Origin of the sequence: Collinsella aerofaciens (genome assembly GCF_039758965.1) — a bacterium.
Taxonomy (GTDB): domain Bacteria; phylum Actinomycetota; class Coriobacteriia; order Coriobacteriales; family Coriobacteriaceae; genus Collinsella; species Collinsella aerofaciens_BR.
Map to the genome: position 1 here is coordinate 1 of NZ_JBDMSL010000014.1, position 24285 is coordinate 24285.

At 60.0% G+C, this 24285-nt stretch carries 20 protein-coding genes; all 20 read right to left on the minus strand.

Going from position 1 to position 24285, the window contains the following annotated elements; translation table 11 throughout:
- Window positions 1–136: 136 nt before the first annotated feature.
- A complete protein-coding gene (gene ftsZ / locus ABHU32_RS05720; RefSeq protein ID WP_022094491.1) occupies window positions 137–1291 on the minus strand; it encodes a cell division protein FtsZ in 1155 nt (384 codons plus the stop codon).
- A 199-nt stretch (window positions 1292–1490) separates the two neighbouring features.
- Window positions 1491–2279: a cell division protein FtsQ/DivIB gene (locus tag ABHU32_RS05725; protein WP_346979352.1), complete on the minus strand. Its 789-nt coding sequence runs from the start codon at window positions 2277–2279 to the stop codon at window positions 1491–1493.
- 424 nt (window positions 2280–2703) lie between these two features.
- The gene (gene murB / locus ABHU32_RS05730; protein WP_006234257.1) at window positions 2704–3615 is read right to left on the minus strand and encodes a UDP-N-acetylmuramate dehydrogenase; all 912 of its coding nucleotides are present in this window, start codon (window positions 3613–3615) and stop codon (window positions 2704–2706) included.
- Window positions 3616–3620: 5 nt separating this feature from the next.
- On the minus strand, window positions 3621–5039 hold the full coding sequence (gene murC / locus ABHU32_RS05735) for a UDP-N-acetylmuramate--L-alanine ligase (protein ID WP_055286074.1): 1419 nt from the start codon (window positions 5037–5039) through the stop codon (window positions 3621–3623).
- A 97-nt stretch (window positions 5040–5136) separates the two neighbouring features.
- On the minus strand, window positions 5137–6252 hold the full coding sequence (murG, locus tag ABHU32_RS05740) for an undecaprenyldiphospho-muramoylpentapeptide beta-N-acetylglucosaminyltransferase (RefSeq protein WP_217107763.1): 1116 nt from the start codon (window positions 6250–6252) through the stop codon (window positions 5137–5139).
- Complete coding sequence (ftsW, locus tag ABHU32_RS05745; protein ID WP_346979353.1) at window positions 6242–7735, minus strand: putative lipid II flippase FtsW; 1494 nt, start codon at window positions 7733–7735, stop codon at window positions 6242–6244. Before ftsW ends, murG begins: the two co-directional genes overlap by 11 nt.
- A 35-nt stretch (window positions 7736–7770) precedes the next feature.
- The gene (gene murD / locus ABHU32_RS05750) at window positions 7771–9177 is read right to left on the minus strand and encodes a UDP-N-acetylmuramoyl-L-alanine--D-glutamate ligase (RefSeq protein ID WP_346979354.1); all 1407 of its coding nucleotides are present in this window, start codon (window positions 9175–9177) and stop codon (window positions 7771–7773) included.
- Between the two features lie 9 nt (window positions 9178–9186).
- Complete coding sequence (gene mraY, locus ABHU32_RS05755) at window positions 9187–10206, minus strand: phospho-N-acetylmuramoyl-pentapeptide-transferase (protein ID WP_006234262.1); 1020 nt, start codon at window positions 10204–10206, stop codon at window positions 9187–9189.
- 3 nt (window positions 10207–10209) lie between these two features.
- Window positions 10210–11634 (minus strand): UDP-N-acetylmuramoyl-tripeptide--D-alanyl-D-alanine ligase, encoded by a 1425-nt coding sequence (locus ABHU32_RS05760; protein WP_346979355.1) that lies wholly within the window; start codon window positions 11632–11634, stop codon window positions 10210–10212.
- A gap of 126 nt (window positions 11635–11760) precedes the next feature.
- Entirely contained in the window at window positions 11761–13461 is a 1701-nt protein-coding gene (locus ABHU32_RS05765; RefSeq protein ID WP_346979356.1) for a peptidoglycan D,D-transpeptidase FtsI family protein, read from the minus strand.
- Between the two features lie 182 nt (window positions 13462–13643).
- Window positions 13644–14114, minus strand: a complete 471-nt coding sequence (locus ABHU32_RS05770; protein WP_346979357.1) for a hypothetical protein — start codon at window positions 14112–14114, stop codon at window positions 13644–13646.
- A 90-nt stretch (window positions 14115–14204) separates the two neighbouring features.
- Window positions 14205–15170: a 16S rRNA (cytosine(1402)-N(4))-methyltransferase RsmH gene (gene rsmH / locus ABHU32_RS05775; RefSeq protein WP_346979358.1), complete on the minus strand. Its 966-nt coding sequence runs from the start codon at window positions 15168–15170 to the stop codon at window positions 14205–14207.
- Window positions 15171–15190: 20 nt separating this feature from the next.
- Window positions 15191–15625, minus strand: a complete 435-nt coding sequence (locus ABHU32_RS05780) for a division/cell wall cluster transcriptional repressor MraZ (RefSeq protein WP_006234269.1) — start codon at window positions 15623–15625, stop codon at window positions 15191–15193.
- A gap of 462 nt (window positions 15626–16087) precedes the next feature.
- On the minus strand, window positions 16088–17029 hold the full coding sequence (xerD, locus tag ABHU32_RS05785; RefSeq protein WP_175406015.1) for a site-specific tyrosine recombinase XerD: 942 nt from the start codon (window positions 17027–17029) through the stop codon (window positions 16088–16090).
- Between the two features lie 2 nt (window positions 17030–17031).
- The gene (pyrG, locus tag ABHU32_RS05790; RefSeq protein ID WP_006234274.1) at window positions 17032–18693 is read right to left on the minus strand and encodes a CTP synthase; all 1662 of its coding nucleotides are present in this window, start codon (window positions 18691–18693) and stop codon (window positions 17032–17034) included.
- Window positions 18694–18871: 178 nt separating this feature from the next.
- Complete coding sequence (locus ABHU32_RS05795; RefSeq protein WP_040358312.1) at window positions 18872–19210, minus strand: helix-turn-helix domain-containing protein; 339 nt, start codon at window positions 19208–19210, stop codon at window positions 18872–18874.
- 256 nt (window positions 19211–19466) lie between these two features.
- Window positions 19467–20948 carry a DUF1846 domain-containing protein gene (locus tag ABHU32_RS05800; RefSeq protein ID WP_006234276.1) on the minus strand — a complete coding sequence of 494 codons (1482 nt, stop codon included), beginning with the start codon at window positions 20946–20948 and terminating at the stop codon, window positions 19467–19469.
- Between the two features lie 533 nt (window positions 20949–21481).
- Entirely contained in the window at window positions 21482–22969 is a 1488-nt protein-coding gene (locus ABHU32_RS05805) for a YfcC family protein (RefSeq protein ID WP_430393370.1), read from the minus strand.
- Window positions 22970–23107: 138 nt separating this feature from the next.
- Window positions 23108–24103 (minus strand): ornithine carbamoyltransferase, encoded by a 996-nt coding sequence (gene argF / locus ABHU32_RS05810; RefSeq protein ID WP_006234279.1) that lies wholly within the window; start codon window positions 24101–24103, stop codon window positions 23108–23110.
- Between the two features lie 105 nt (window positions 24104–24208).
- On the minus strand, window positions 24209–24285 hold a 77-nt coding region (locus ABHU32_RS10085; RefSeq protein ID WP_195239190.1), incomplete at its 5' end, for an arginine deiminase family protein.

Genomic DNA, 24285 nt, shown 5'->3' on the forward strand with positions numbered 1-24285 from the left:
TAAAGCCGTTTGTCTCCACCCGCGTAGCGGGTGGTTTAAAGCTGGCCGCTGCGCGGCCAGCGGACTAAAGTCTTGAAATATAAAAAGGGCGCGTCCATACGGACACGCCCCTGTGCACAACAATGCAAAGAACGACTTAGAAGCTACCGCGCTTCAGGAAGTCGGGAAGCTCGAACTGATCGTTGCCGAAGTTAGGAAGCTCGGTGCCACCGACGTTGCGGGTCGGAGCGGCCTGAGCCGGGCTCGTGGCAGGAGCGGTGCGCTGCGGCTCAGCGGAGGCAGCGGCCTTGCTCTGAGACTGCTGAGCAGCAAAGAGCTCGTCCTGACGGTTGACGTTGGAGTCGGAGAAGCCCGTAGCGATGACGGTGATACGCACCTGATCGCCCAGGGACTCGTCGACAACGGTACCGAAGATGATGTTGGCCTCGGGGTCGACGGCGTTGGCGACAACGTCGGCGGCGTCGCTGATCTCCTGGATGCCCAGGTCCTTGGAACCGGCGATGGAGAGCAGCACGCGCGTGGCGCCATCTATGGAGCTCTCGAGCAGCGGGCTGGAGATGGCCTGCTGGGCAGCGTCGACGGCACGGGTGTCCCCAGAAGAGGTACCGATACCCATCATGGCGGTACCGGCCTGCTTCATGATGGTCTTAACATCGGCGAAGTCCAGGTTGATGATACCGGGGACGGTGATGAGGTCGGTGATGCCCTGGGTGCCCTGGGAAAGGACGCCATCGGCAATCGCGAAGGCCTCGAGCATGGTGGTCTTCTTCTCGGCGATGTCGAGCAGCTTATCGTTAGGGATGACGATCATGGTGTCGACGCAATCGGAGAGGGTCTTAATGCCCTCCTCGGCGCTCTTCTTGCGCTTGCGGCCCTCGAAGGTGAAGGGCTTGGTCACGACGGCGACGGTCAGCGCACCGACCTCGTTCATCGCGATATCGGCAACGATGGGAGCAGCGCCGGTACCGGTGCCACCGCCCTCGCCGCAGGTGATGAACACCATGTCGGCGCCAGCGAGCGCCTCGGCAATGTCGTCGCGGGACTCATCGGCAGCCTTGCGGCCAACCTCGGGGTTGGCGCCGGCGCCCAGGCCGCGGGTAAGGTCGGTGCCGATGTGCACCTTGATATCGGCATCAGAGATCGCGAGTGCCTGAGCATCGGTGTTGATGGCAACAAACTCGACGCCGCGGATGCCCTCTTCGATCATTCGATTGACCGCGTTGGTACCGCCGCCGCCGACGCCGACCACCTTAATGACGGCAAGGTAGTTGTTGATCTCTGTCTCGTGCATGTCGGTCCTCCGAACAAAGGTTATAGCCATAGCATGGGTCGACCCCTGCGCACATTAACCTTCAGGTTGAAAGTAAATGCAAAGGTAAACCGTATTATGTTTGCACATTATGAACGTATCAGTCAAATAATTGACCGTGAAAACCAAACAAACCAGATAAACGGCGTGGTATGGCCCCTCAACAAAGCATCAACCAGCGCTACGAGGTCGGAGCGTTCCTAAATGTATAGTTACCCGGAGAGCGCACATTGATATACGTTACGCCCTCTACCTGCGAAAGCAGCTTGGTGACTACGCGCTCCTTCTTGACGATATCGTTCGAATCGCCCAGCGACACCTCAATGCCGTTATTGAGGTTTGCCGAGATGGCTTCGACCGAAGGCGTGGAAATATCCTTGACTTGTCCCAAGAACTCGCTCGAAAAACCACGCACATAATCCAAGCCAGCCTTAACGGCCTTGGAGCTCACTGCCTGGCCGGAAACCGGAGCGACATCCGCCGAGACATCAGTCAACAACACCGCGCCATAGTGCTTAGCGAGCGCCAGCGCGGCATCGATTCCGGTCAAGGTATTTGAGCCCTGCCCTGTCGTGATGACGTTGTCTTGGTCGTCCACTTCGACCGACGTCGACAGTGGGGCGATCCAGGTGTCATCATCCCCGATGGCCCAGGCAAGGTCATCGGAACTGATATAGGCAATTGCGATGACCTTGCGCTCCATCGGCGTAATGATGAGCGTATGCGGGAACTGACGCTGGACATCCACGCCCGAGACCCACGGATTCTGCTTGAGGTCCTCGGTAATCTGGTCAGGATCGACGTTAAAAAGCGACGTTCCCTCGGGCAAATCGATCAGCTGGATAGCATCGTGCTTCGTCACATGCTCGCTGCCTTGAATCTGAATATCAGTGGCGGTAAACAATCCAGAGTTGATCACCACGATGGCAACGACGACGAGCACGGCCAAGGCGGCCAGAACGCCGCCCACGATTTTGCCTTTGCCTGCAACGACAGAAGCGGCGTCTGATGTTTTATTTACCATCGCCCCAAGTGAAGACAACGGGTTGACTCCTTTTTTACCCGAAGGCTTCTTGGCGGTAGCCGGCACCGATGTCAGCGAGCGCGGTTTCGATGCGCCCAGCGTGCGACCCGGACGCGGCGCTTTAGTTCCCGTCGAGGGCTTAGGAGTTGCCATGGGACGGGCGGGCTTGGCGCCCATAACAGGCTTTGACGTCACCGAGGGACGCGAGGACTTTTTTGCGGCCGGACGATTACCGAGCTGCGAGCCGACAACCGGACGACTGGTCTGTCGAGCATGCCCGACAGACTTAGAGTGCGCGACGGTATTGCGTTGAGGTTTGGCAGGTGCGCCGGAACGCCCTCCGGCGCGGCGGAAGGTTGGTTTCGATGCTCTAGAAGCCGAGGAATTTAACTTCCGGTCTGAGCTCGATGCCATACGCCTCCCTCACCTTTCCGTGCACATGTCTGATAACCGCGGCAACGTCATCGGCCGAGGCGGTTCCGTTATTAACGATAAAATTAGCGTGAACGGGCGAAACTTCCGCGCCGCCAATCGAAAAACCCTTTAATCCACAATCCTCGATAAGCTTGCCCACACTCGCATCGGGCGGGTTGCGAAAGACCGACCCGCAGGATGCGCGACCCATGGGCTGCGTACGCTTGCGCCTCGTCAGGTACCGCTCCATGCGCTCGCGAATGTCGGCCTTGGGCGCCGGTTTAAGCTTGAGCACGCACTCGAGGATAATCTCATTGCGGGGAAGGCTACATTCGCGGTAGCCCCAAGTGATCTCGGACCCCGCATAATGCTTGATACCGGATGCCGGGTCAAACGTTACGACATCCTCAACCAGCGAGCCAATCCACTCGGTCCGTGTGCCTGCATTCATAGATATCGCACCGCCAACCGAGCCAGGGATGCCAACGGCAAACTCAAGGCCCGAGAGGCTACGCGACAGGGCATCGTTGACCAGGCGCGCAAACATCACGCCCGCACCGACCGTCAGCGTACAACCGTCATCGGCAACAACCGTGCGCTGAAACTCACGTCCGAGCGAAATGACGGCACCGCGATAACCGCCATCGGCAACCAGCAGATTGGAGCCCTTGCCGATGATGACCCACGGAACCTGCTCGCGATCGAGCACCGCCACGGCGCGGCGGAGGGCATGATAGCTATGGCACGTCACAAAGAGGTCGGCCTTGCCGCCGATACGATAGCTCGTATGACGCGCAAGGCGCTCGTCCTCGATCACATCCGTGTCGATCATGCCCGAGAGCGCCATGACGGCGTTAAACAGACCCATTAGACTTAAGCGTCTTTCTTGGCAGTCAGATACTCAATGAACTCGGGACCGACGGTCGTAACGTCACCGGCACCCATGGTGAGCAGCAGGTCGCCCTCGCCCACCATCTGCTCGAGCTCCTGATTGAGCTCAAGACGGCTGGAGCAATACACGACCTCCTTACCAGGATGCTTGGCGCGCACGGTATCGGCGAGCATCTTAGAGGTGACACCCGGAATGGGCATCTCGCCAGCCGAGAACACATCAATCAGCAGCAGTTTATCGGCATTGGCAAATGCATCGGCAAAGTCGTCGCACAGGGCCTGCAGACGCGAATAACGGTGCGGCTGGAACACGACGTCGACATGCTTGTAGCCCAGCGACGAAGCGGCAGCAAGCGTCGCCTTGATCTCGGTGGGGTGATGGCCGTAATCATCGACCACGGTGATGCCATCGATATCGCCCACGTGGGTAAAGCGACGGCGGACGCCCTCAAAGCTCGAGAGCGCCTTGGCGGCGGCGTCGATGTCAAGGCCCAGGACATGGGCGACGGTGAGCACCGCCGTGGCGTTGAGCATGTTGTGGCGACCGGGATTGCTCTTGATCTCCACGGCATGCTCAGTGCCATCCTCAAAGCGAACGATAAAGTCACTCTGGATGCCCTTGACATCCGGGTGCATGCAGACGATGTCGTTGCTCTCGGCAAAGCCGTAGGAAAGCACGTGACGGCCCGTCGACTTGGCGAGCTCGACCAGATGCGGGTCCTCACCGCAGACGATGACGGTGCCGTCCTCGCCCACCAGGCTCATGAATTTGGCGAAAGTCGCCTCGATCTCCTCGATACCCGAGTAGTGATCGAGGTGGTCGGCCTCGACGTTGGTCACAATGACCACGTTGGGGTTCAGGAACAGGAAGGAGCTGTCGGACTCGTCGGCCTCGGCGACAAAGTAGTCGCCCGAGCCGTTCTTGCCGTTCGTGTCATAGCCCTCGACGATGCCGCCGATCAAGAAGCTCGGATCCAGGCCCATGCGGTCGAGCATGGTAGCGCACATCGAAGACGTGGTGGTCTTGCCATGCGTGCCGGCAACAGCGACGGTGGTGTAGCCGTGGCCCAAAGCAGAGAGCATCTTGGCACGGGGCCACACGGGAATACCAAGCTCGCGAGCGCGCACGAGTTCAGGGTTGGACTCCGGAATAGCAGTGGAGACAACAACCACGTCGGGCTTGACCTCGTCGATCGTGGCGGCCTCATGGCCCACATGCACCTTCACACCAGCGCGGGTAAGCTGGCGGATATAACGTGACGTCTTAAGGTCGGAGCCGGTAACGGCATAACCGCGCTCGTGCAGAACGAGGGCGATGCCGCTCATGCCGGCGCCGCCGATACCGATAAAGTGGGCGCTCTTAAACTCGGGCGCGGAGGTTGCAGTCTGGGAATCAGCCATGTGCTCGTGTACTCCTTGCGTAAACACTGCCTGTAACCCGTTAACTGTACCGCACCTACCGCATCAGCGCGAGGGCGACCAACGATATCCCGTCTAACTAACGCAAACCCTCTACCGCATCCGCCAGAAGAGCGGCGGCCCTATCCTGAGCCAGACCACGCGCCGCCTGACGCATGGCGTCGCGTGCCGCCGCGTCATCAACCAGGTGCAGCAGCTCATCGGCAAAGGCAGAACCGTCGATATCGGCATCGGCGCAGAGCACGCCGGCCCCGGCGTCGACCAGATAACGGGCATTGGTGGTTTGGTGGTCGGCCGTCGCATGCGGGTACGGCACGAGCACCGAAGGCACGGCGAGCGCAGCGATCTCGGCCACGCTCGATGCGCCCGAACGCGAGAGCACCAAATCGGCAGCAGCCAGCATATCGCCCATGTTGTCGATGTAAGGCTGGACGCGGTAACGCTTCGCCTCCTCGGGCGTCAGCGCCAAAGCGCGCTCGGTCTCCTCAAAGCCGTCGGCACCCGTCGAATGCAACACATAGAGGTTCTTGCGCGAAAGCAGCTCGTTTTTGAGCGAAACCACGCGCTCGTTGAGGTGCTGGGCGCCAAGTGAACCGCCAAAGACGAGCAGCAGCGTAGCGTCCTCGGGAACACCAAGTGCCTTGCGGCCGCGAGCGCGATTGCCCTCGATCACCGAGCGACGTACGGGGTTACCGGTCATGAGCACGTGGTCAGGGTCACCTTCGCGCTCAAAGACCGAACGCGCTGCCGGCACCGAGATGCACACGCGGGCGGCGTGGGAGTTCATCATCTTGTTGGCCAGGCCCGGAACAGAGTTCTGCTCATGCAGCAGATACGGAACGCCCGCGCCCTTGCACCACCCCAGCAACGGAACCTCGACATAGGCACCGAAACCGATGGCGGCATCGGGCTTGCCGACCTTTGAGAAATGACTGGCGAGCGCACGCTTGGCCTTGTTGACACGCCACAGCGAGGTGAGCGCCGTCCAAGGGCGGGAGCGGTCGAAGCCCGTGACCGTAATGGGCACAAAATCAAACCCAGCCTCGGGGACCAGACGACCCTCGAGCTTGCGCGACTGGCCCACGAACACAACGTGGTGGCCACGGTCACGCAGCTCTTCGGCCAAGGCGAGCGCGGGGTTGATGTGTCCTGCCGTGCCGCCGGCTGCAATAGCAACGGTCATTTTATCGGTCATGGTAGTCCCTTCGTACACGCGGTCCCTGGTCGTCGGTACGCAGACGCGCCGACGGGTCCGAGTTCAAATCGATTCGATTATATCCGCCGCCCGCATTGCGAGGAGTGGGGCGCTGAGGACGACCTTGCGGTGCCGTTCGCTGACGCGGGCGGGCTGCCGGCTCGGTCGCAGAGCCATCCAGGACGGTAAAACCGTTACGCGAAGATCGCTCGCCGCGCACGTGGGGCACGCCGGCGGTACTCTCATCCATAACGGCAAAGCTCTCACGGAGACGGTCGTACTCATCGCGACGGGCGCTCTCGTACGAAACGCGCAGGATCAACCCGGCAAGCATGAGCGACACAATAATCGACGAACCGCCGTAGCTAATAAACGGCAACGGTTTGCCCGTCATGGGAAACACGTTGAGGATGCCCAGCGCGTTAATCAAAAACTGCACCGCGAGAATGACCGCGGAGCCAGACGCCATGAGCGCGCCCCGACGATCGGTCGCCTGCTCGGCAATGCGAAACGCCGAGTAGATCAGCATCGCAAACACCAAGAAGAACAGCACGGTTCCGACAAAACCGACTTCCTCGCCAATGATGGCCAAGATGTAGTCGTTGTGTGCCTCGGGCAGATACGAGTACTTCATGGTTGAGTTGCCGATGCCACGGCCGAACAGACCGCCCGAGGCAAAGGCCATGATGGCAAGCGTGGCCTGATAGCCGTCACCATACTCGTCGGCCCAAGGGTTCAAGGCAACCTGAATACGCACCATACGGTACGGCTCTGCGACAAGCGCAATCACGATCACGAGAATGCCGAAGATTAGCACGCCGATGATAAATCTGGGGTCGAGACCCGCAAACAACGCCATGCACATGAGGGTCAACAGGATGATCAGGACAGTACCGAAATCGGGCTGGATAAAGATCAGAAAGAGCGAAATGCCCAGGTAGATGCCCATCTTGCGAAGGAATTCGTTGATGTTGCCACCGGGCGAAAAGAAGCGATCAAGCATGATGGCCGAATACGCAATGGCAAATGGCTTTAAAAACTCGGAAGGCTGGAACTGAATACCGGCGATGTTGAGCCAGCGCGTGGCGCCGCGGCTGCCGCTGCCCACCAAGAACACCAGAAGCAGTAGCCCTATCATGCCGATAAGGAAGATCCTGAGCACATCCTCCCCAAACCAGCTGTCCGGCAAAACGCGCACGATGGCAATCAGCGCCAGAACACCGACCACGGCAAACGCGGCCTGTCGACCCAGAAAAAACGTCGCCGAGCCATTCTCGTGCAGCGCCTCGACCGAAGACGCCGAGTACACCATCAGCAGGCCAAAGCATACCAAGGTAAACAAGCAGGCCATGAATATCAAACGGGGGCGCATGATACGGGCGGGAACGCCGGCAATATAGCGTTCGCTAAACGACTGCCCGCCGCGGCTGGAACGCGGTGTGGTGCGACGTGAGGAAGCACGGTCCGAGTCGGGCCTCCTCATACCTTGTCGGGGGCTCTCCTCTCTCATCGCAACCCCTATTCCATTTGTGATTTCGCTGTAGCGGCAAGCTGAGCCACGTAGTCCTTAAACACGCGGCCGCGCTCCTCATAGCCCGAGAACTCATCGAACGAAGAGCAGGCAGGAGAAAGTAAGATCACGTCACCACGGCTCGAAAGCGAACGGGCAACGTCCACGGCGTCGCGCAGGTCATCCGCCTGGGCGATATCCACATCGCCATCGACATCAGCCTCGTCCATAGCGGCGGTGAAGCGCTCGCGCGCATCGCCAAAGCAGACGACCGAGCGCACGTTGTCCATAACGACGCGCGCGAAGTCCGTGAGCGGAGTGCCCTTATCGTGGCCGCCGAGCAGCAAGATCACGTCGTCATCGGGAAATGCCGTCAGTGCCTTCTCGACCGCATCGGTGTTAGTCGCCTTGGAATCGTTGACGTAGCGCACGCCGTCAATCTCGCCACACGGCTCCACGCGGTGCTCGAGCGGCTGGAACGAGGCCAGACCGCGGCAGACACCGTCGACATCGGCACCGACTGCCAAGGCAGCCGTGGCAGCGCACAGGGCATTGATAACATTGTGATGGCCCGAGATCTTGAGCTCGGATGTAGCGATGAGCGGGGTCTCGACACCCTTCAGACGCACGATCATCTTGCCATCGCGCACAAAGGCGGCATCCTCGCCCTCAGGCTCGTCAAAGGCAACCTTGCAGATGCGACGACCCGGCGTGTAGATGAACTCATCGAACTCGTGAATGCCGGCGTCTTCGACGTCGACAACCGCCAGATCGTCATCGACCATATTGTCAAACAGTTTGATCTTGGCAAGCGCATAGTTCTTATGGCTCTTATGCCAGCCCAAGTGGTCGGGAGTGATGTTGAGCAGCACCGCCACGCGGGGTTGAAGCTCGGTTGTCGTAGCAATCTGATAGCTCGAGAGCTCAGCCACAAACCACTCGTTGTGGGCTCGGCCGTCAATCTCGTTGACCGGCGGCTCGCCGATGTTGCCGACAGCAACGCTGGCCTCGCCGGCAGCCTTGAGCAGATAATCAGTCAGCGACGTGGTGGTCGTCTTGCCGTTGGTGCCCGTGATGGCAATCCAGTTATCGGGCGACAGGCGATAGGCAAACTCGGGCTCACCCATAATCTGGGCGGCATGCTCGCGCCCGGCCTTAAAGAAGCCCGAGAACTCCGAGATGCCCGGGCACGTCACGCATACGTCATAGGCACCCTCGACCTGTTCGGTCCCATAGACAAACGACGCACCAGCAGCCTCGAGCGCACGCGTAGCGTCATTGGGCTCAGAGGTGCCGCCGCCATACACGGTAACGGCGCTTACGCGCTCGGGATGTGCCAGCGCCCAGCGGGCGACATCGAGACCGGATTTGCCCTGACCCAAAACGAGCAGGCTAAAGACATCAGCAAGAGGCATGAAAGACCACTATCCCAACTGGAAGAACAGAGCAAGGCCAACGGCACCAAAGGCCGCAGCGATAATCCAAAAACGGATGACGACCTTGGTCTCGGCCCAGCCCTTCTTTTCGAAATGATGATGGATGGGCGCCATAAGGAAGACGCGCTTGTGCGTAAAGTGGAAGTAGACAACCTGAATCATGACCGACAGGGTCTCAACGATAAACAGGCCACCGATGATGAGGGAGACGACCTCGGTGTTGGTCATGATGGACGTGCAGGCAAACGCGGCGCCTAGGGCAAGCGAGCCGGTATCGCCCATAAAGATGCTCGCCGGATAGCAGTTGAACCACAGAAAGCCCAAGCAGGCACCGGCACACGCGGTGCAGAAGATGGACAGGTTCACGTCTCCGTGCAAAAACGCCATGGCAGCCATGGCGAGCATGGCAATCATGGAGGTGCCGCCGGCAAGACCGTCAAGGCCATCGGTCAGGTTCACGGCATTAGAAAGACCGGCGATCATCAGCCAGCAAAAGACAATGTAGAGCCACGGGAACGAAAGGCCGCAGATGGTGGTCGAAAGCACGCCAAGGTCAATCGTCAGGCCGCCGGGAAAACGAATCTCGGGGGCGACGCCGCACCAGTTGACGGCAAGTACCGTAAAGGTGACACAGATAATGGTTAGGCCGATCATCTTGGCATGGGGCGTCAGACCGAGCGAGCGCCCATGCGTAACGGAGGTCAGGTCGTCGATCAGGCCCAGCACGCCGGTCGCCAGCGTGGCGAGCAGCACGAGTACGAGCTCGGTGGTGAGCTTGCCCATCAGCAGGCAGGTCAGCGAGATCGCGACGAGGATGACAACGCCACCCATGGTGGGCGTTCCCTGCTTAACCAAATGACGCTTGGGGCCGTCGGCACGAACCTGCTGGCCGATACCCTCGACCTTGAGCAGTTTGATCCACCACGGCATGAGCAGCAGCGCAATGGCGGCGGCGATGCCAAGCCCCAAAAAAGCCTGATACGTTGGATACGAGGGATTTCCGAACATGGGCTAGCACACACCTTCCACAAAGCGGTCGAGCTCAACAAAGCGGGAACCCTTGACCAGTACAACATCATGTTTTTCAAGCGCGCCGCCCATGCGGTCGAGCACCTGCTGATAATCGGAGAACACCTGGATGCGGTCCTCGTCCATGCCCATCATGCGCGCGGCATCGGCCATAAGCTGGGCCAGCTCACCACCCACGCACGCCAGCATGTCGAGCTTCTTGGCGGCGGCATAGGCGCCCACGAGCTCATGCATGCGAGGAGCCTCATCGCCCATCTCGCCCATCTCGCCCAGGATCGCCATACGAGACCCCGTGCACGAAAGCGAGCACAGCAGATCGAGGCCAGCAGCCATGGATTCGGCACTGGCGTTATAGGAATCGTCGATGACGCGGGCGCCGCTCTTGGCGCGCTTGATCTCCTGGCGGTGACCGGTGATCGTGAGGCCTCTAAAGGCAGCATCGATCTGCTCGGGCGTCACGCCCAGGCGATAGGCAACTGCGGCGGCCTTAACGGCATTTGGGACGGACTGCACGCCGGGGATGGCAAGCATGGTATCGATCGTCTCACCCTGGCCAAAATCGAGCGTAAAGACCGGACGGCCTTCGTCATCAACACGAATGTCGCGGGCGCGGACCTCATCATCGTCCGAGACGCCGGCCAGCATCACGTCGATACCAGCAGGCTGGGCGAACGTATCGCGAATGAACGGTGTAAAGTCGTCCTCGCCGCCCAAAACCAGCAGCGGCAAGAAGTCGCCGGCGGCGCACATACCCTGGACAATCTCGGCCTTAGCGCGGGCGATGTTCTCGCGGCTGCCCAAAATGCCGATGTGAGAGGTACCAATCTTGCTCACGATGGCAAGGTTGGGATTGGCGGACTGGGACAGGCGCTCAATCTCGTGGAAATGGTTCATGCCCATCTCGAGCACCAGGACCTCGGTATCGGCCGGAGCGGAAAGCACCGTGAGCGGCATGCCGATCAGGTTATTGAAATTGCCCTTGGTGGCCCAGACACGATAGCGCTTGACGAGCACGGCGGCGAGCACGTCCTTGGTCGTCGTCTTGCCGATGGAACCGGTAATGCCAACGACCAGGCAGCCAAGCTCCAGGCGATACGTGTGCGCCAAACGCAGCAGAAACTCCTCGGGATCATCGGTCAGCAGGATGGCGCACCCCTTGTCCTGCGCCAGCGAGACCAGCTCGGCCTCGGGCTCACGCGTCATCACGACGGCGCCGGCACCCGACTGGACGGCACGGGAAGCAAAATCATTGCCGTCGACGTTTTCACCGGGAAAGGCGACGAAAATCGTCCCTTCCTCGACCTGGCGCGAGTCGATAACGCACCCGCGGCATACCCGATCGGCTTCTCCCGTCACGGTTCGGGCCCCTGTTGCGGCCGCGAGGTTGTTGACGGCGATCTCTATCATTGCAGCTCCCCTGTAAACCTAATAATGCTATCGGCGTATTGTATCCCAGCGCCGCACATGCGTGGTGCAGGGCATGTGAACACCCTCATATGGGACAACAAACCACGCCCCAAAGATTGTAACCCCCTACTTCGTGTGTGGGATACCCAGCACGTCGAGCGCGTTGGCCATAATGGACTGGAACGGCACCGCAGCGGCATCTGAGCCGCTCGGCGTTCCGTCGAGCGTGATATAGCACAGCACCTTGGGCGATTGTGCCGGTGCAAAGCCCATAAAGGACGACATGTAGTTCTCCTTGAGGTAGCCGCCGTTCTCGTCGGCACGTTCGGCCGTACCGGTCTTACCCGCCACGTCATAGCCGTCAACCGCGCCGCCAACGCCCGTTCCCTCGGACACGACCGTCTGCATGCACGATGTCACCTGGGATGCGGCGTCCTCCGAAATCGCGCGCTCGCCTTCGCCCCAGTCCTTCTCGTCGCCTTTGCTGGACTTATAGAAGTGCGGTGTCATCATCACGCCGCCGTTGGCGATGCCGCCCACGGCACGTGCGATCTCAATCGGCGAGACGGACAGTGCCTGTCCAAAGCTCATCGAGCCCAGCGTGGCGCCGTCATACTGGTCACGCTCCTTGACGATACCCAGGCTCTCTCCCGGAAAATCGACACCCGAGCTGTGACCGATGTCCCACTTGTCCACATAGGCGGCAAAGTCGTCGGCACCGATCTTGCGCCCCACTAGGACAAAGCCCACGTTGGACGAACGGCGCATCATCTCGCGCACATCCATGGTCATGGCATAGTCGCGCTTGTCGGCATCGGTGACGGTATCGTCGCCCACCTTGATGCTCGCCGGCACCTCAAACGACGTACTCGATCGCACGACGCCCAAGTCGAAGCCGGCGCCCGCCACGAGCGTCTTAAAGACCGAGCCGGGCTCGTAGGCGTCGGTGACCAGGCGCAGATTCATATCCTCGGTCTTGGCATTCTCCAGATCGGTCTGGTCGTAGGTCGGGTACGAGCAGGCTGCCAAAATCTCGCCTGTCGTAGGATCGGTGACCAGCGCCGAGCCGTTCTTGGCCTTAGTCTTCTCAACTGCCTCTGCCAGGGCATCCTCGGCCGCACGCTGGATATTGACGTCGAGCGTCGTCACGATATCAACGCCGTCGACCGCAGCCACCTTTTTATAGGCACCGCCCGCGATATAGCTGCCGTCCCTCGCGCGCTCGCGTACGAGAGAACCGTTCGTGCCGGTCAGAAGCTTGTTGTATTGCTTTTCGAGACCCGTCAAGCCGTCGTTGTCTACATTCACTACACCCAGCACCTGCGATGCCAGATTGCCGTATGGATATACGCGCTTCATGGCCTGCTCAAAAAGCACGCCGGGCAGGTTCTTCTTTTCCAGCGCCGCAACATCGTCTTCGTCCACCTGGCGCTTGATATACACCCAGGTTCCATCGGACTCAACGAGCTTGCGGCAGGTCTTTTTATCGATTCCAGTTGCCTTGACCAGCGCCGACACCGTCTTGTCAACATCCTCGACAAGCTGCGGGTTCACGGCGATGTTGCGACATTCGACCGACGACGCCAACACGTTGCCGTTGCGGTCGTAGATGGTGCCGCGTTTGGCATAGAGGGTCTGCGCAAGCAGGCGGCGCGCATCGGCACGCTCGCGCAGTTTATCGGCTTCGACAATTTGATAGTCGGCAAGGCGAAAGACGCCCAAGCCCAAGCCAAGCCCGATGAAGCCCATGACGGCTTTGCGGCGAGGCAGAGGTGCGCCTGTGAGCCATTCGGTCGACGAACTCTTGCGCGACCTGGTGTTATGCACTTGAGGGCCGCCCGAGCCGCGAAGTCGCGACGCCGGGTCGTTGCCACGGGACTGCCCGGCGTTGTAAGATTGCCGACCCGTTCCTTGATAACCAGAACGTCCCCGCGACGAGGGACGTCCAGAACCGCGGCCCCCATCGGAACCGCGGCGATAGTCATTTGTCATACTCAGCTACCGTCTTGCTACTGAGCGGTCGCGGTCGCGTTGGCGCCCGCGGCTGCATCCTGCGAAAAGTCAAGTGTAACGCTCTCGTTGGGCTCCACCATGCCATAAGCGCCCGCAAGGTCGCGAATGCGCGTGTCGGCGCCATAGACCGAATGCATGACCTCCAGGTCGGAGCTCTCATCGGTCGCCTTTTCGAGCGTGCTGGTAAGCTCGGCGTTGCTGTTGAGCACCTGGGCCGTAACGCCGGCGAGCGCCACGCGGGCGACGCCGATCGTCATGAAGATAGCCGCAATGATGCAAAACGTTTTAAGAACGCTCATGAAAACCGGGCTTACCGCCTGGTTTGCCTGACGGCCCGCGCCCGTGTAGACATCAAAGCGCGGCGCGCGCTGCTCACGGGGAGCAACGGGGGCCTGCGGCGTCTCACGATAGGCGGGCATGGCGTTCATATCATAGGCGAGTGCTGCGCTTGAAGTGTTGTAGCCCATGATATGCCGCCTCCCATCCCGAGTACGTTGGTAGTGTGTTTAAGCTTCGTTTATGGTGCGAGCGGGAGGTCCAATATCGCGCGGTCGCGCCTACAGACGCTGCGCCACGCGGATTTTGGCTGATCTCGCCCGAGGGTTGCGCTCAACCTCATCAGGCTGGGCAACCAAGGGTTTGCGGGTGATGACCTTGAGTATCGGCACGTTGCCGCACACGCACACCGGAATCTCCGGCGGACACGTGCACCCCTGGCTCATCTCCTTAAAGTGGTTCTTTACGATACGGTCCTCAAGCGAGTGATACGAGATGACGCAGATGCGTCCGCCCGGGTTGAGCCACCTTGTGGCGGCGTCAAGCCCTCGCTCGAGCACATCGAGTTCGTGATTGACCTCGATGCGAATGGCCTGGAAACTTTTCTTGGCTGGGTGTCCGCCATGCCGACGAGCGGCAGCGGGGATACCAGCCTTGATGATCTCGACAAACTGACCGGTGGTTTCGATCGGCTCATGCTCGCGGCGGCGCACGATCTCACGCGCGATCTGCGAGGCGAACTTCTCTTCGCCATAGACGCGTAGAATCCGGGCGAGGTCGCGTTCGTTATAGGTGTTGATGACCTCAGCTGCGTTTAAGGTGTTGTTACCCGGATCCATCCGCATGTCCAATGGGGCGTCCTCGTTATACGAAAAGCCCCTGCCAGGGATATCGAGTTGCGGTGACGAAACGCCCAAATCGAACAGGAAGCCATCGACCCCGGGCACCTCGGCCGAGCAAAGCAGCTCGTCCAAGTCGCCGAAGTTGCCCTTCAGCAGCTGGTGCGGAACGCCGGGAACCTCGCGGTCCAAACGGGCGCCAGCGGCCTCGAGGGCCATGTCGTCCTGATCGACGCCGAGCAAAAGGCCCGTCTCCCCCACCTGCGCGGCCATCTTTACCGAATGGCCGGCACCGCCAAGGGTGCAATCGCAGACAACGGAGCCGCTCTTTAGCCGCAGCGACTCAAGCACTTCGCCGAGCATGACAGGTTCATGCCGATATTCTTGTGTCAAGATCCCACGCTCCATCCGTTACCCGTGCCTTGCCCTTACGAGAAGAAGAGGTCCAGCAGGGCCTCATCGTCATCGTCCTCATCGGCCGCGGCGCGATCCCAAACCTCAAGGTGGTCGTAGTTGCCCACAACCGTGACCTCGCGGTCGAGGTTCGCCTGCTTGCGGAGAGACTCGGAAAGACCGATACGACCGGCGCTGTCCACGTCCATCGACGTGGTGCGCTTGTTGATCGCCCTCATGAGCTTCTGGTCGTTAATGTCACGCGGGTTAAAACCCTCGTGGCCCTCACGACCCGCGAAGAGTCCTTCGACCCACTTATCGAAGGCCTCGGCAGAGAACACGTACAGAGCATCGACATCCAGGGCTTTGAACACGCGAACGTGCTCTCCAAGCTCCTCGCGAAGGGGTGCAGGCAGGGACAGACGACCTTTTGCATCGAGATTGCGCTCGTATGCACCAGTCATTCCCATGTGCGCCCTCCCCTCGGTTACTCAGATGGCACGTACGCGGGGAACCACCCCGCCTGTCGACGTCATTAATAATATGGGGAACCGCCCCATTTTTCAACACCTTTCCCCACCCCTTCCCCCACCCCGCCCCACTACTCCACCCACCATATATTGCAAAACACCCCCAAGCATATGTTCGAAAACACAATATGTTGTGTTTACAGCAACAGCGGGATGCCACCTGTAGAACCACGCCCGCGAACCTCAACCTTCAAGTTGACCTTGAGGCGATTTTTACGTCCCTTTACACGCCGTTCACATCGCCCCCAAACTCCCCTGCCCACGGTACACACGGCCCACCACCGCGTCGGTGTCTGGCGAAAAATGGGACGGGCCCCAGATTGCCCATGCGCGCAAAAGTGCGTCTCGGCAATCTGGGGCCCGTCCCATTTAATATTTATAAATATGCAGGTCAGCGAGGTGCTAGCGATGTGCTAGCGGATGCGCCGCCAGATAGACCTCGGTCAGTTGCGTTCGGTCGACATGCGTGTAGACCTGCGTGGTCGATATATCGGCATGTCCCAAGATCTCCTGTAGCACACGGAGGTCTGCGCCGCCCGCAAGCATATGGGTGGCAAAGGAGTGACGCAGCGTGTGGGGATGGAGTCCCACCAGCCCCACCTGGCGCCCGTAGCGCTCACAGATGGCATGAATGCCCTGGCGCGACAGACGGCGGCCGTTCTTATTTAAAAAGACCGCCGAGGTCTCGGTTCCGCGGGCATGGGCCGCCAAGCGAGAACGTCCCTCAGTTACATAGAGCGTCAGAGCTCGCGCCGCGCTTCCCACCAGCGGGGACAGGCGTTCCTTTGAGCCCTTACCGCGAACGAGTACAAAGCCATCGTCGATATGGATATCGCCCACATCGAGCCCCACCAACTCGCTCACACGCAAACCGCATCCGTAGAGCACTTCCAAGATGGCATGGTCGCGCAAGCCCATCTCGCCCTCGGGGAAGTCTTGATCGAGCAGCGCCGAGACATCCTCCACCGATAGATACTCCGGCAAACGATCAGCCTTTTTAGGAAGGCGCAACGCCGCCGTTGGATTTTGGGCCACAGCCCCATCGCGCACCAAAAAGGCATGCAGGCCCTTCACGGCCGCAAGCGCACGCTCCACCGAGGCATCCGAATAGCCCCCATCGCGACGGTCGGCGACAAAGCCCTCCACGACCTGACGGGTCACCTCTTCAAAAGACACAATACCCGCCCGCTCCAGATAGGCGCAGTACGTCGTCAGGTCACGACGATAGGCCGCAATCGTGTTGCGCGCCAAACCCCGCTCGACCGCGAGGTAATCGAGATACTCCCCCGCCGCCACGGCGAGCGACGAGGGAGTAGCTTCGGTATGTTCCTTATTCGCCGGCACCCTTAGTCCGTAGCGAGGTTCATGGGCGTCACCTGCAGACGGTCGACACCCTCGTGCTGGCCGATCGAAGCGCGCACGAACTCGCGGAACAGCGGCTGTGGGTTGGTCGGGCGGCTCTTGAACTCGGGATGAGCCTGAGTTGCCACATACCACGGATGCACGTCGCGCGGCAGCTCGACCATCTCGACCAGGCGCTCGTCGGGCGACAGGCCCGAGATAACCAAACCGGCGTCCTCGAGCTGGTCGCGGAAGGCGTTGTTGAACTCAAAGCGATGACGGTGACGCTCGTAGACGAGCTCCTCGCCATATGCCTCGCGAGCGAGGGTATCGGCGGCGAGCTTGCACGGATAGGCGCCCAGGCGCATGGTGCCGCCCTTCTCGGTCACGTCCTCCTGCGAGCTCATCAGATCGATGACACTATACGGGCCATCCGGATCGAACTCGGAGGAGCTGGCGCCGGCAAGGCCGACGACGTTGCGCGCAAATTCGCACACGGCCACCTGCATTCCCAGGCAAATGCCCAGATACGGAATCTTGTGCTCACGGGCAAACTCGGCCGCGAGGATCTTGCCCTCCAGGGCGCGCTTGCCAAAGCCGCCGGGGACCAGGATGCCCGAGGCGTCGCCCAGAACCTCGGAGACATTCTGCTCGTCGAGGCTCTCGCCGTCGACCAGCTGGACGTCCACATGGCGATCGTAGAAGACGCCTGCATGGTGCAGGGCCTCGATAACCGACAGGTACGCATCGGGCAGCTGCGTGTACTTGCCCACGACGGCGATCTTCACCTTGTCGGCGTGATGGTTGGCGTGATTCTGCTTGCGCAGGAACTCGTTCCACTCGCTCATGTCGCGCTCACGCGGGTCCAGACCCAGGCGTTCGCAAATGCGCAGGTCAAAGTCCTGCTCGGCAAGCAGCTGCGGAACATCGTAAATGCTCGCGCAGTCCTCGTTGGTAAAGACGCAATCGGTGTCGACGTCGCAGAAGCTTGCGATCTTTCCGCGGATAGCGTCATCGATATGGTGGTCGGAGCGCAGCACGATGATATCGGGCTGGATGCCAAAGCTGCGGAGCTCCTTGACGGAATGCTGCGTGGGCTTGGTCTTGACCTCGTGGGCGGCGGCGATATAGGGAACGAGCGACACGTGGATGTAGCAGACGTTCTCGGGGCCGGCCTCCTTGCGGTACTGGCGAATAGCCTCGACAAACGGCTGCGACTCGATGTCGCCGATCGTGCCGCCCAGCTCGGTGATGACCACATCGGAGCCGGTCTGCTCCTCAATGCGGCGGAACTTGTCCTTAATGGCATTGGTGACGTGCGGAATCACCTGTACGGTGCCGCCCAAAAAGTCGCCGCGACGCTCGCGGGCGATTAGGCTTTTGTAGATGGCACCGGTCGTAAAGTTGGAATCGCGGGTCAGGTTCTCATCAATAAAGCGCTCGTAATGACCCAGGTCCAGGTCGGACTCGTAACCATCCTCGGTAACGAAGACCTCACCATGCTGGAACGGGCTCATGGTACCGGGGTCGACGTTCAGATACGGGTCGGCCTTCTGCATCGTTACTTTGTAGCCACGCGACTTGAGCAGACGGCCCAGCGAGGCCGCGGTGATACCCTTGCCCAGGGACGAAACCACGCCACCGGTTACGAACACATGCTTGGTCATATTGAGTTACCTGCGCTTCCCGTAGAAGTTGTTTATCCACATCTTACGGGTCTTCATTGTAATACTCGCGCCGCGGACCGTTCGCAATTTTTCTCGCGTGCGATTGCATTTCTCAATCTTGAAACAAAACGCCGCCCGGTTTCCCAGGTGGCGTCGCTATGGCAAGGGTTACATGCTGCTATCGATCAGCAACCTCGTCCTCAAGCATTTCTTGAACGAGCATGCCAGTACGGACACCCTCAAGATACCACTCGCCACGTTCGGTGAGGCAAATGCCATTTGCAAGCTGACCGCCGTCGTCGCTATAACGCGAGACGACATCAATCATGCCTTCGGAATCCAAGCGATCGATTGCGGCGCGGGCACGATACGGCGAAACCCCCACGCGCTCGGCAAGCGTTTTGCGCGAGAAACCATACGGCCCGCCATTGTCTTCGGTTTGCTGGTCGATCTCCATCAACACCAGCACCTCGACACGCTTCATATCGTTGACACTCGCACGACCCTTGCCCGCCATAGCAGCCTCCTCAAACCGAGCACGAGCATCTAACGCGCCGTGCGCGACCGACACACCTCACGATGGCAGGTAATATCCATCATGCGGCATCCCGCTAAGGATGAAACAGTTACGGTTATTGTATACCGCTCAAATTGTCTCTAGGCAGGTAAACGGCTATTTTTCGCCGAAATAGGCGCTTTATTGATCAAAAAGCCGTACCGGGCGCTAACCCGATACGGCCAAAATGCAATGCAATTACCGCGGTGCTTCAAACTTAGCGATGGAAGAAACCGCGGCGCTCAAACTTGGGCTCGCAGCACACGTTGATACCCAGTTTGCGCAGTACCGTCTCGTCCGTCGGCGAGATGATCACGCTAAAGAAGGCGTCGCAGCCGCGCAGCTGCTCCAGGCCCGAAAGGACGCGAGCGGCCGTCTCACTCGTGGCCGAGGTGATCGACAGCGCCATAAGCGTCTCGTCGGTGTGGAGGCGCGGGTTTTTGCTTCCCAGGAAATGCGTCTTGAGCTTGCTGATGGGCTCGATCGCCTCATCGCTGATGACCTCGAGCTCAAGGTCGACGCCCGAGACATGCTTGAGGGCGTTCATAATGAGCGAACTTGCGGCGCCCAGGCGCGTGGAGGTCTTACCGGTCACCACGGAGCCATCGGGCATGACCATGGCACCCACGGGACCACCCGTCAGCTGCTCCCTGGTGAGGGCCGCCGAGCGCGCCGGTGAGTAGTTCTTATCGATGCCGGCTTTCTTCATAATAATCTTGAGACGGTCGACTTGCTCATCGCCCACGCCGGTACGGCGCACATTTTCGACCGCGGTAAAGTAGCGGCGGACGATCTCCATCTTGGAAGCGTCGCGGCAGGCATCGTCATCGGTGATGGCAAAGCCGACCATATTGACGCCCATGTCCGTAGGGCTCTGGTAGGGGCTCTTGCCCAGGATCTTTTCCATCAGGGCACGGACTACCGGGAAGGCCTCGACGTCGCGGTTGTAGTTGACCGTGGTCTTGTTGTAGGCCTCAAGGTGGAACGAATCGATGATATTGGCGTCGTCGAGGTCAGCCGTGGCGGCCTCATAGGCGATGTTGACCGGATGCGTGAGGGGCAGATTCCAGACCGGGAAAGTCTCGAACTTGGCGTAGCCGGCGGCGGTGCCGTGCTTGTGCTCGTGATAGAGCTGCGAGAGGCAAGTGGCGAGCTTGCCTGAGCCGGGGCCGGGAGCGGTGACCACGACGAGCGGACGGGTGGTCTCGACAAACTCGTTCTTGCCGTAGCCGTCGTCGGACACGATCAGATCGACGTCGTGGGGATAGCCCTCGATGGGATAGTGCAGCTTGGCAGGAATGCCGAGCGCGTTTAGGCGATTACGGAAGACGTCAGCGGCGGGCTGGCCTGCATACTGGGTGATGACCACGGCCGCGACAGCAAAACCGTTGCCGCGGAACAGGTCGACCAGGCGCAAGACGTCCTCGTCATAGGTAATGCCCAGGTCACCGCGAGCCTTGTTCTTCTCGATGTGGTTCGCGTTGATCGCGATGATGACCTCAACGTCATCGGCAATGCTCTTGAGCATGCGGAACTTGCTGTCCGGTTCAAAACCCGGCAGCACGCGACTCGCGTGATAGTCGTCAAACAGCTTGCCGCCAAACTCCAAATACAGCTTGCCGCCAAACTGCGAGATGCGCTCCTTAATATGAGCGGCCTGCAGCTCGATATATTTCGCGTTGTCGAAACCCTGGCGCATGTATGGCTCCCGTCCCGTTTCCATTTAATGTTCTAGGCGATTATAACGGAGCAGACCCTTCCCAACACCCAAGCAGCCAACGGGCATCAACCAAACACGTCATCGATAAGTTGCGGTGAAATAGTTCCCGTTTAACCCCTCAAGACGGCCAAACAGGAACTATTCCACCGCAACTTCCCCTTTTTGGCGCAAACTAACCTGACCCCTTTGCATCAATAATGGAAACGTCGCAGGTTGAGCATAAGTCAGCGAGCGCCGCCCAGGACGTACAAGTTGGCATGAAAAAGGCAAGGCATAGACCTTCTGGTCATGCCTTGCCTTTTGAATGACAAATTGTCGTTCTGGGCGGCGCGCAGCGTCGACTGGTTGCGCGGTTCGTAGAACCGCGCAACATGAGAGCGCCCCCTCCCGCGCACGGAACGGGAGGGGGCTAAAGGTAGGAGTCTACCGGTGGGTTGACCCCACCGGACAGACGATGACCAGGTGATCCTTTACAGGATCGTCAAGGTTTCCGTGTGGTACCCGTTGGGTACTTAGAGCAGCACGCAGGCGACGGTCAGGATGACGGCGCAGACGACGGAGAGCGCGACGATGAGCTTAAGGGCAAACTTGAGCCAGGTCGTCCACTCGATCTTGGCCAGGGCGAGACCGCCCATGATGGCACCGGAGGTCGGGGTGAACAGGTTCACGACACCGATAGCAGCGGAGAAGATCATGACCATGACCTCGGGCGAGAAGCCGAGCTTAACAGCCAGCGGTCCCATGATGGGCATGGAGACGGTAGCCATACCAGAGGTCGAGGGGATCAGGAAGGACAGGCCGAAGTAGACCAGGAAGCTCATGGGAGCGAAGATCACGCCGGACAGGCCAGCCAGAGCATTGGCGGCAGCGTCGAGGACGTAGACGTCGAGGCCGGTGTTAGCCATGAGGACGGAGATACCACGGGCGAGGGCGATGACGAGAACAACGGACATCATGTCGGCAGCGCCGGTGATGAAGGTGTTAACGATCTGCTTCTCGGACAGGCCACCGATGATACCGATCAGGACGGCCATGAGGAAGAACCAGGTGGAAGCCTCGTCGAAGTACCACTGGCCAATGGGCAGACCGGTGATCAGGGCAGACCAGCCCTGGACGACGGCGTTACCGTCGGCGTCGTAGACGGCACCAGCGTCGAAGAAGTTGGCGACGCCCTCGTTGAGGTCGGCCAGCGGAATGAAGCCGACGATCATGACGACGAAGGTGAAGGCGAAGGCGATCAGAACACCCTTCTGACGACCGGTGAGCTTGACCTCCTTGTGAACCTCGGAAGCAGCCTTGCCGTGAGCCTCTTCGGCGTCCTTGAGCTCCTGCATCGACAGGATGGTGGAACCCTTGTCAGCCTTGACCTTCTTGGCATAGTTCATCACGAAGAAGATGGACATGCCGGTGGTGACAATCCACAGGACGGCACCGAGGCCGATGATGATGGACTGGTTGACCTCAATGCCAACGCCGGTCAGAGCGTCGACGGCAGCGCCGACGGCGAACGGGTTAACCGTGGAGCCCAGGCAGCCGCAGCCAGCGCCGAGCAGGACGGTGGCGGCACCGACCATGGGGTCGAAGCCAGCGGCCATCATGGTAGCGGCGAGCAGGGCGTAGAAGGGAACGGTCTCCTCGCACATACCATAGGTGGTACCACCGAGGGAGAAGATGAGCATCAGCACGGGAATGAGCATGATCTCGTTGCCCTTAAGCTTCTGCACCAGAACGGCGATGCCGTTGTCCAGGGCACCGGTCTCGGTCATCATGCCGAGGAAGCCGCCCAGGATCATAACGAAGAGGCAGACGGGCAGAGCGTCAGCGAAGCCCTTAATCGGGGCGGTGCAGAAATCGCTCAAACGGGCGGCAGTAACCGCGCCACCGGACGTGCCGGAGACGATAACGGTAATCACTGCGACAATTGCCAGCAGAGCAAGAAGAATGGTGAACGATGAAGGCATACCGCGCTTTTTCTTAGCGGTCTCAGTCATAGTTCTCATCCCCCCTTCATAAATCATTTACTGATCTCGCCAGAAGCGGCTCTTCCGTGCCGTGCCTGCCGCTTGATGCGAGATTATTACCAGATAAAACCGCTCGGGGTGTGCAGCAATACACCCCGAGCGAGATGCTAGATGCTCTTACTTGAGCGTGGCGTACATGACAGCCTTGATGGTGTGCATGCGGTTCTCGGCCTCGTCGAAGACCTTGGAAGCGGGGCTCTCGAAGACCTCGTCGGTGACCTCCTGCTCGGTGATGCCGAACTGCTCGCACTTCTCGGCGCCAATGGTGGTGTTGGTGTCGTGGAAGCTGGGCAGGCAGTGCAGGAAGATGGCGCCCGGGTTGGCCATAGCCATGACCTCGGAGGTAACACGATACGGGGTGAGCTGAGCGATGCGCTCGGCCCAGACCTCGTCGGGCTCGCCCATGGAGACCCACACGTCGGTGTAGATAACGTCGGCACCGGTGACGCCGTCCTTGACGTCGGTGGTCAGCTTGATGGTGCAGCCGTTGGCCTCGGCGATGGGCTTGCAGGCCTCGATGACGTCGTCGGCGGGCATGCACTCCTCGGGGCCGCAGGCCACGAAGTTCATGCCGAGCTTGGAGCAGACAACCATGAGGGAGCGAGCGACGTTGTTCTTGCAGTCGCCCATGAAGACGAGGGTCTTGCCCTTGATGTCGTAGTTGAAGTTCTCCTGGACGGTCAGGATGTCGGCGAGCATCTGGGTGGGATGCCACTCGGTGGTCAGGCCGTTCCACACGGGCACGCCGGACTTAGCAGCGAGCTCCTCGACGTCGTCCTGGGCAAAGCCACGGAACTCGATGCCGTCATACATGCGGCCGAGAACACGGGCGGTGTCCTCGATGGACTCCTTCTTGCCCATCTGCGACGAACCCGGATCGAGGTAGGTGACGCCCATGCCCAGATCCATGCCGCCGACCTCGAAGGCGCAGCGGGTACGAGTAGAGGTCTTCTGGAAGAGCAGAACGATGTTCTTGCCCTCGAGATAGCGGTGCGGAACGCCAGCGCGCTTCATATCCTTGAAGTTCTTGGAGAGCTTGAGCAGGTACTCGATCTCCTCGGTGGTGAGGTCGAGAAGCTTGAGGAAGCTACGGCCGGAGAGGTTAACACCCATGGTTCGATTCCTTTCGAAGAAATGAATTACGTAAGTATCAGTGTTGCCCGTTTAACGGGCGAAGCCGGTGCGGTTGTAGGGGGACCGCACCGGAAACGGAAAGACTTAGAGGTCCTCGCGCCAGAAGGGCATGCTCATGCAGCGCGGGCCGCCGCGGCCGCGGGAGAGCTCGGCGGAGGGCA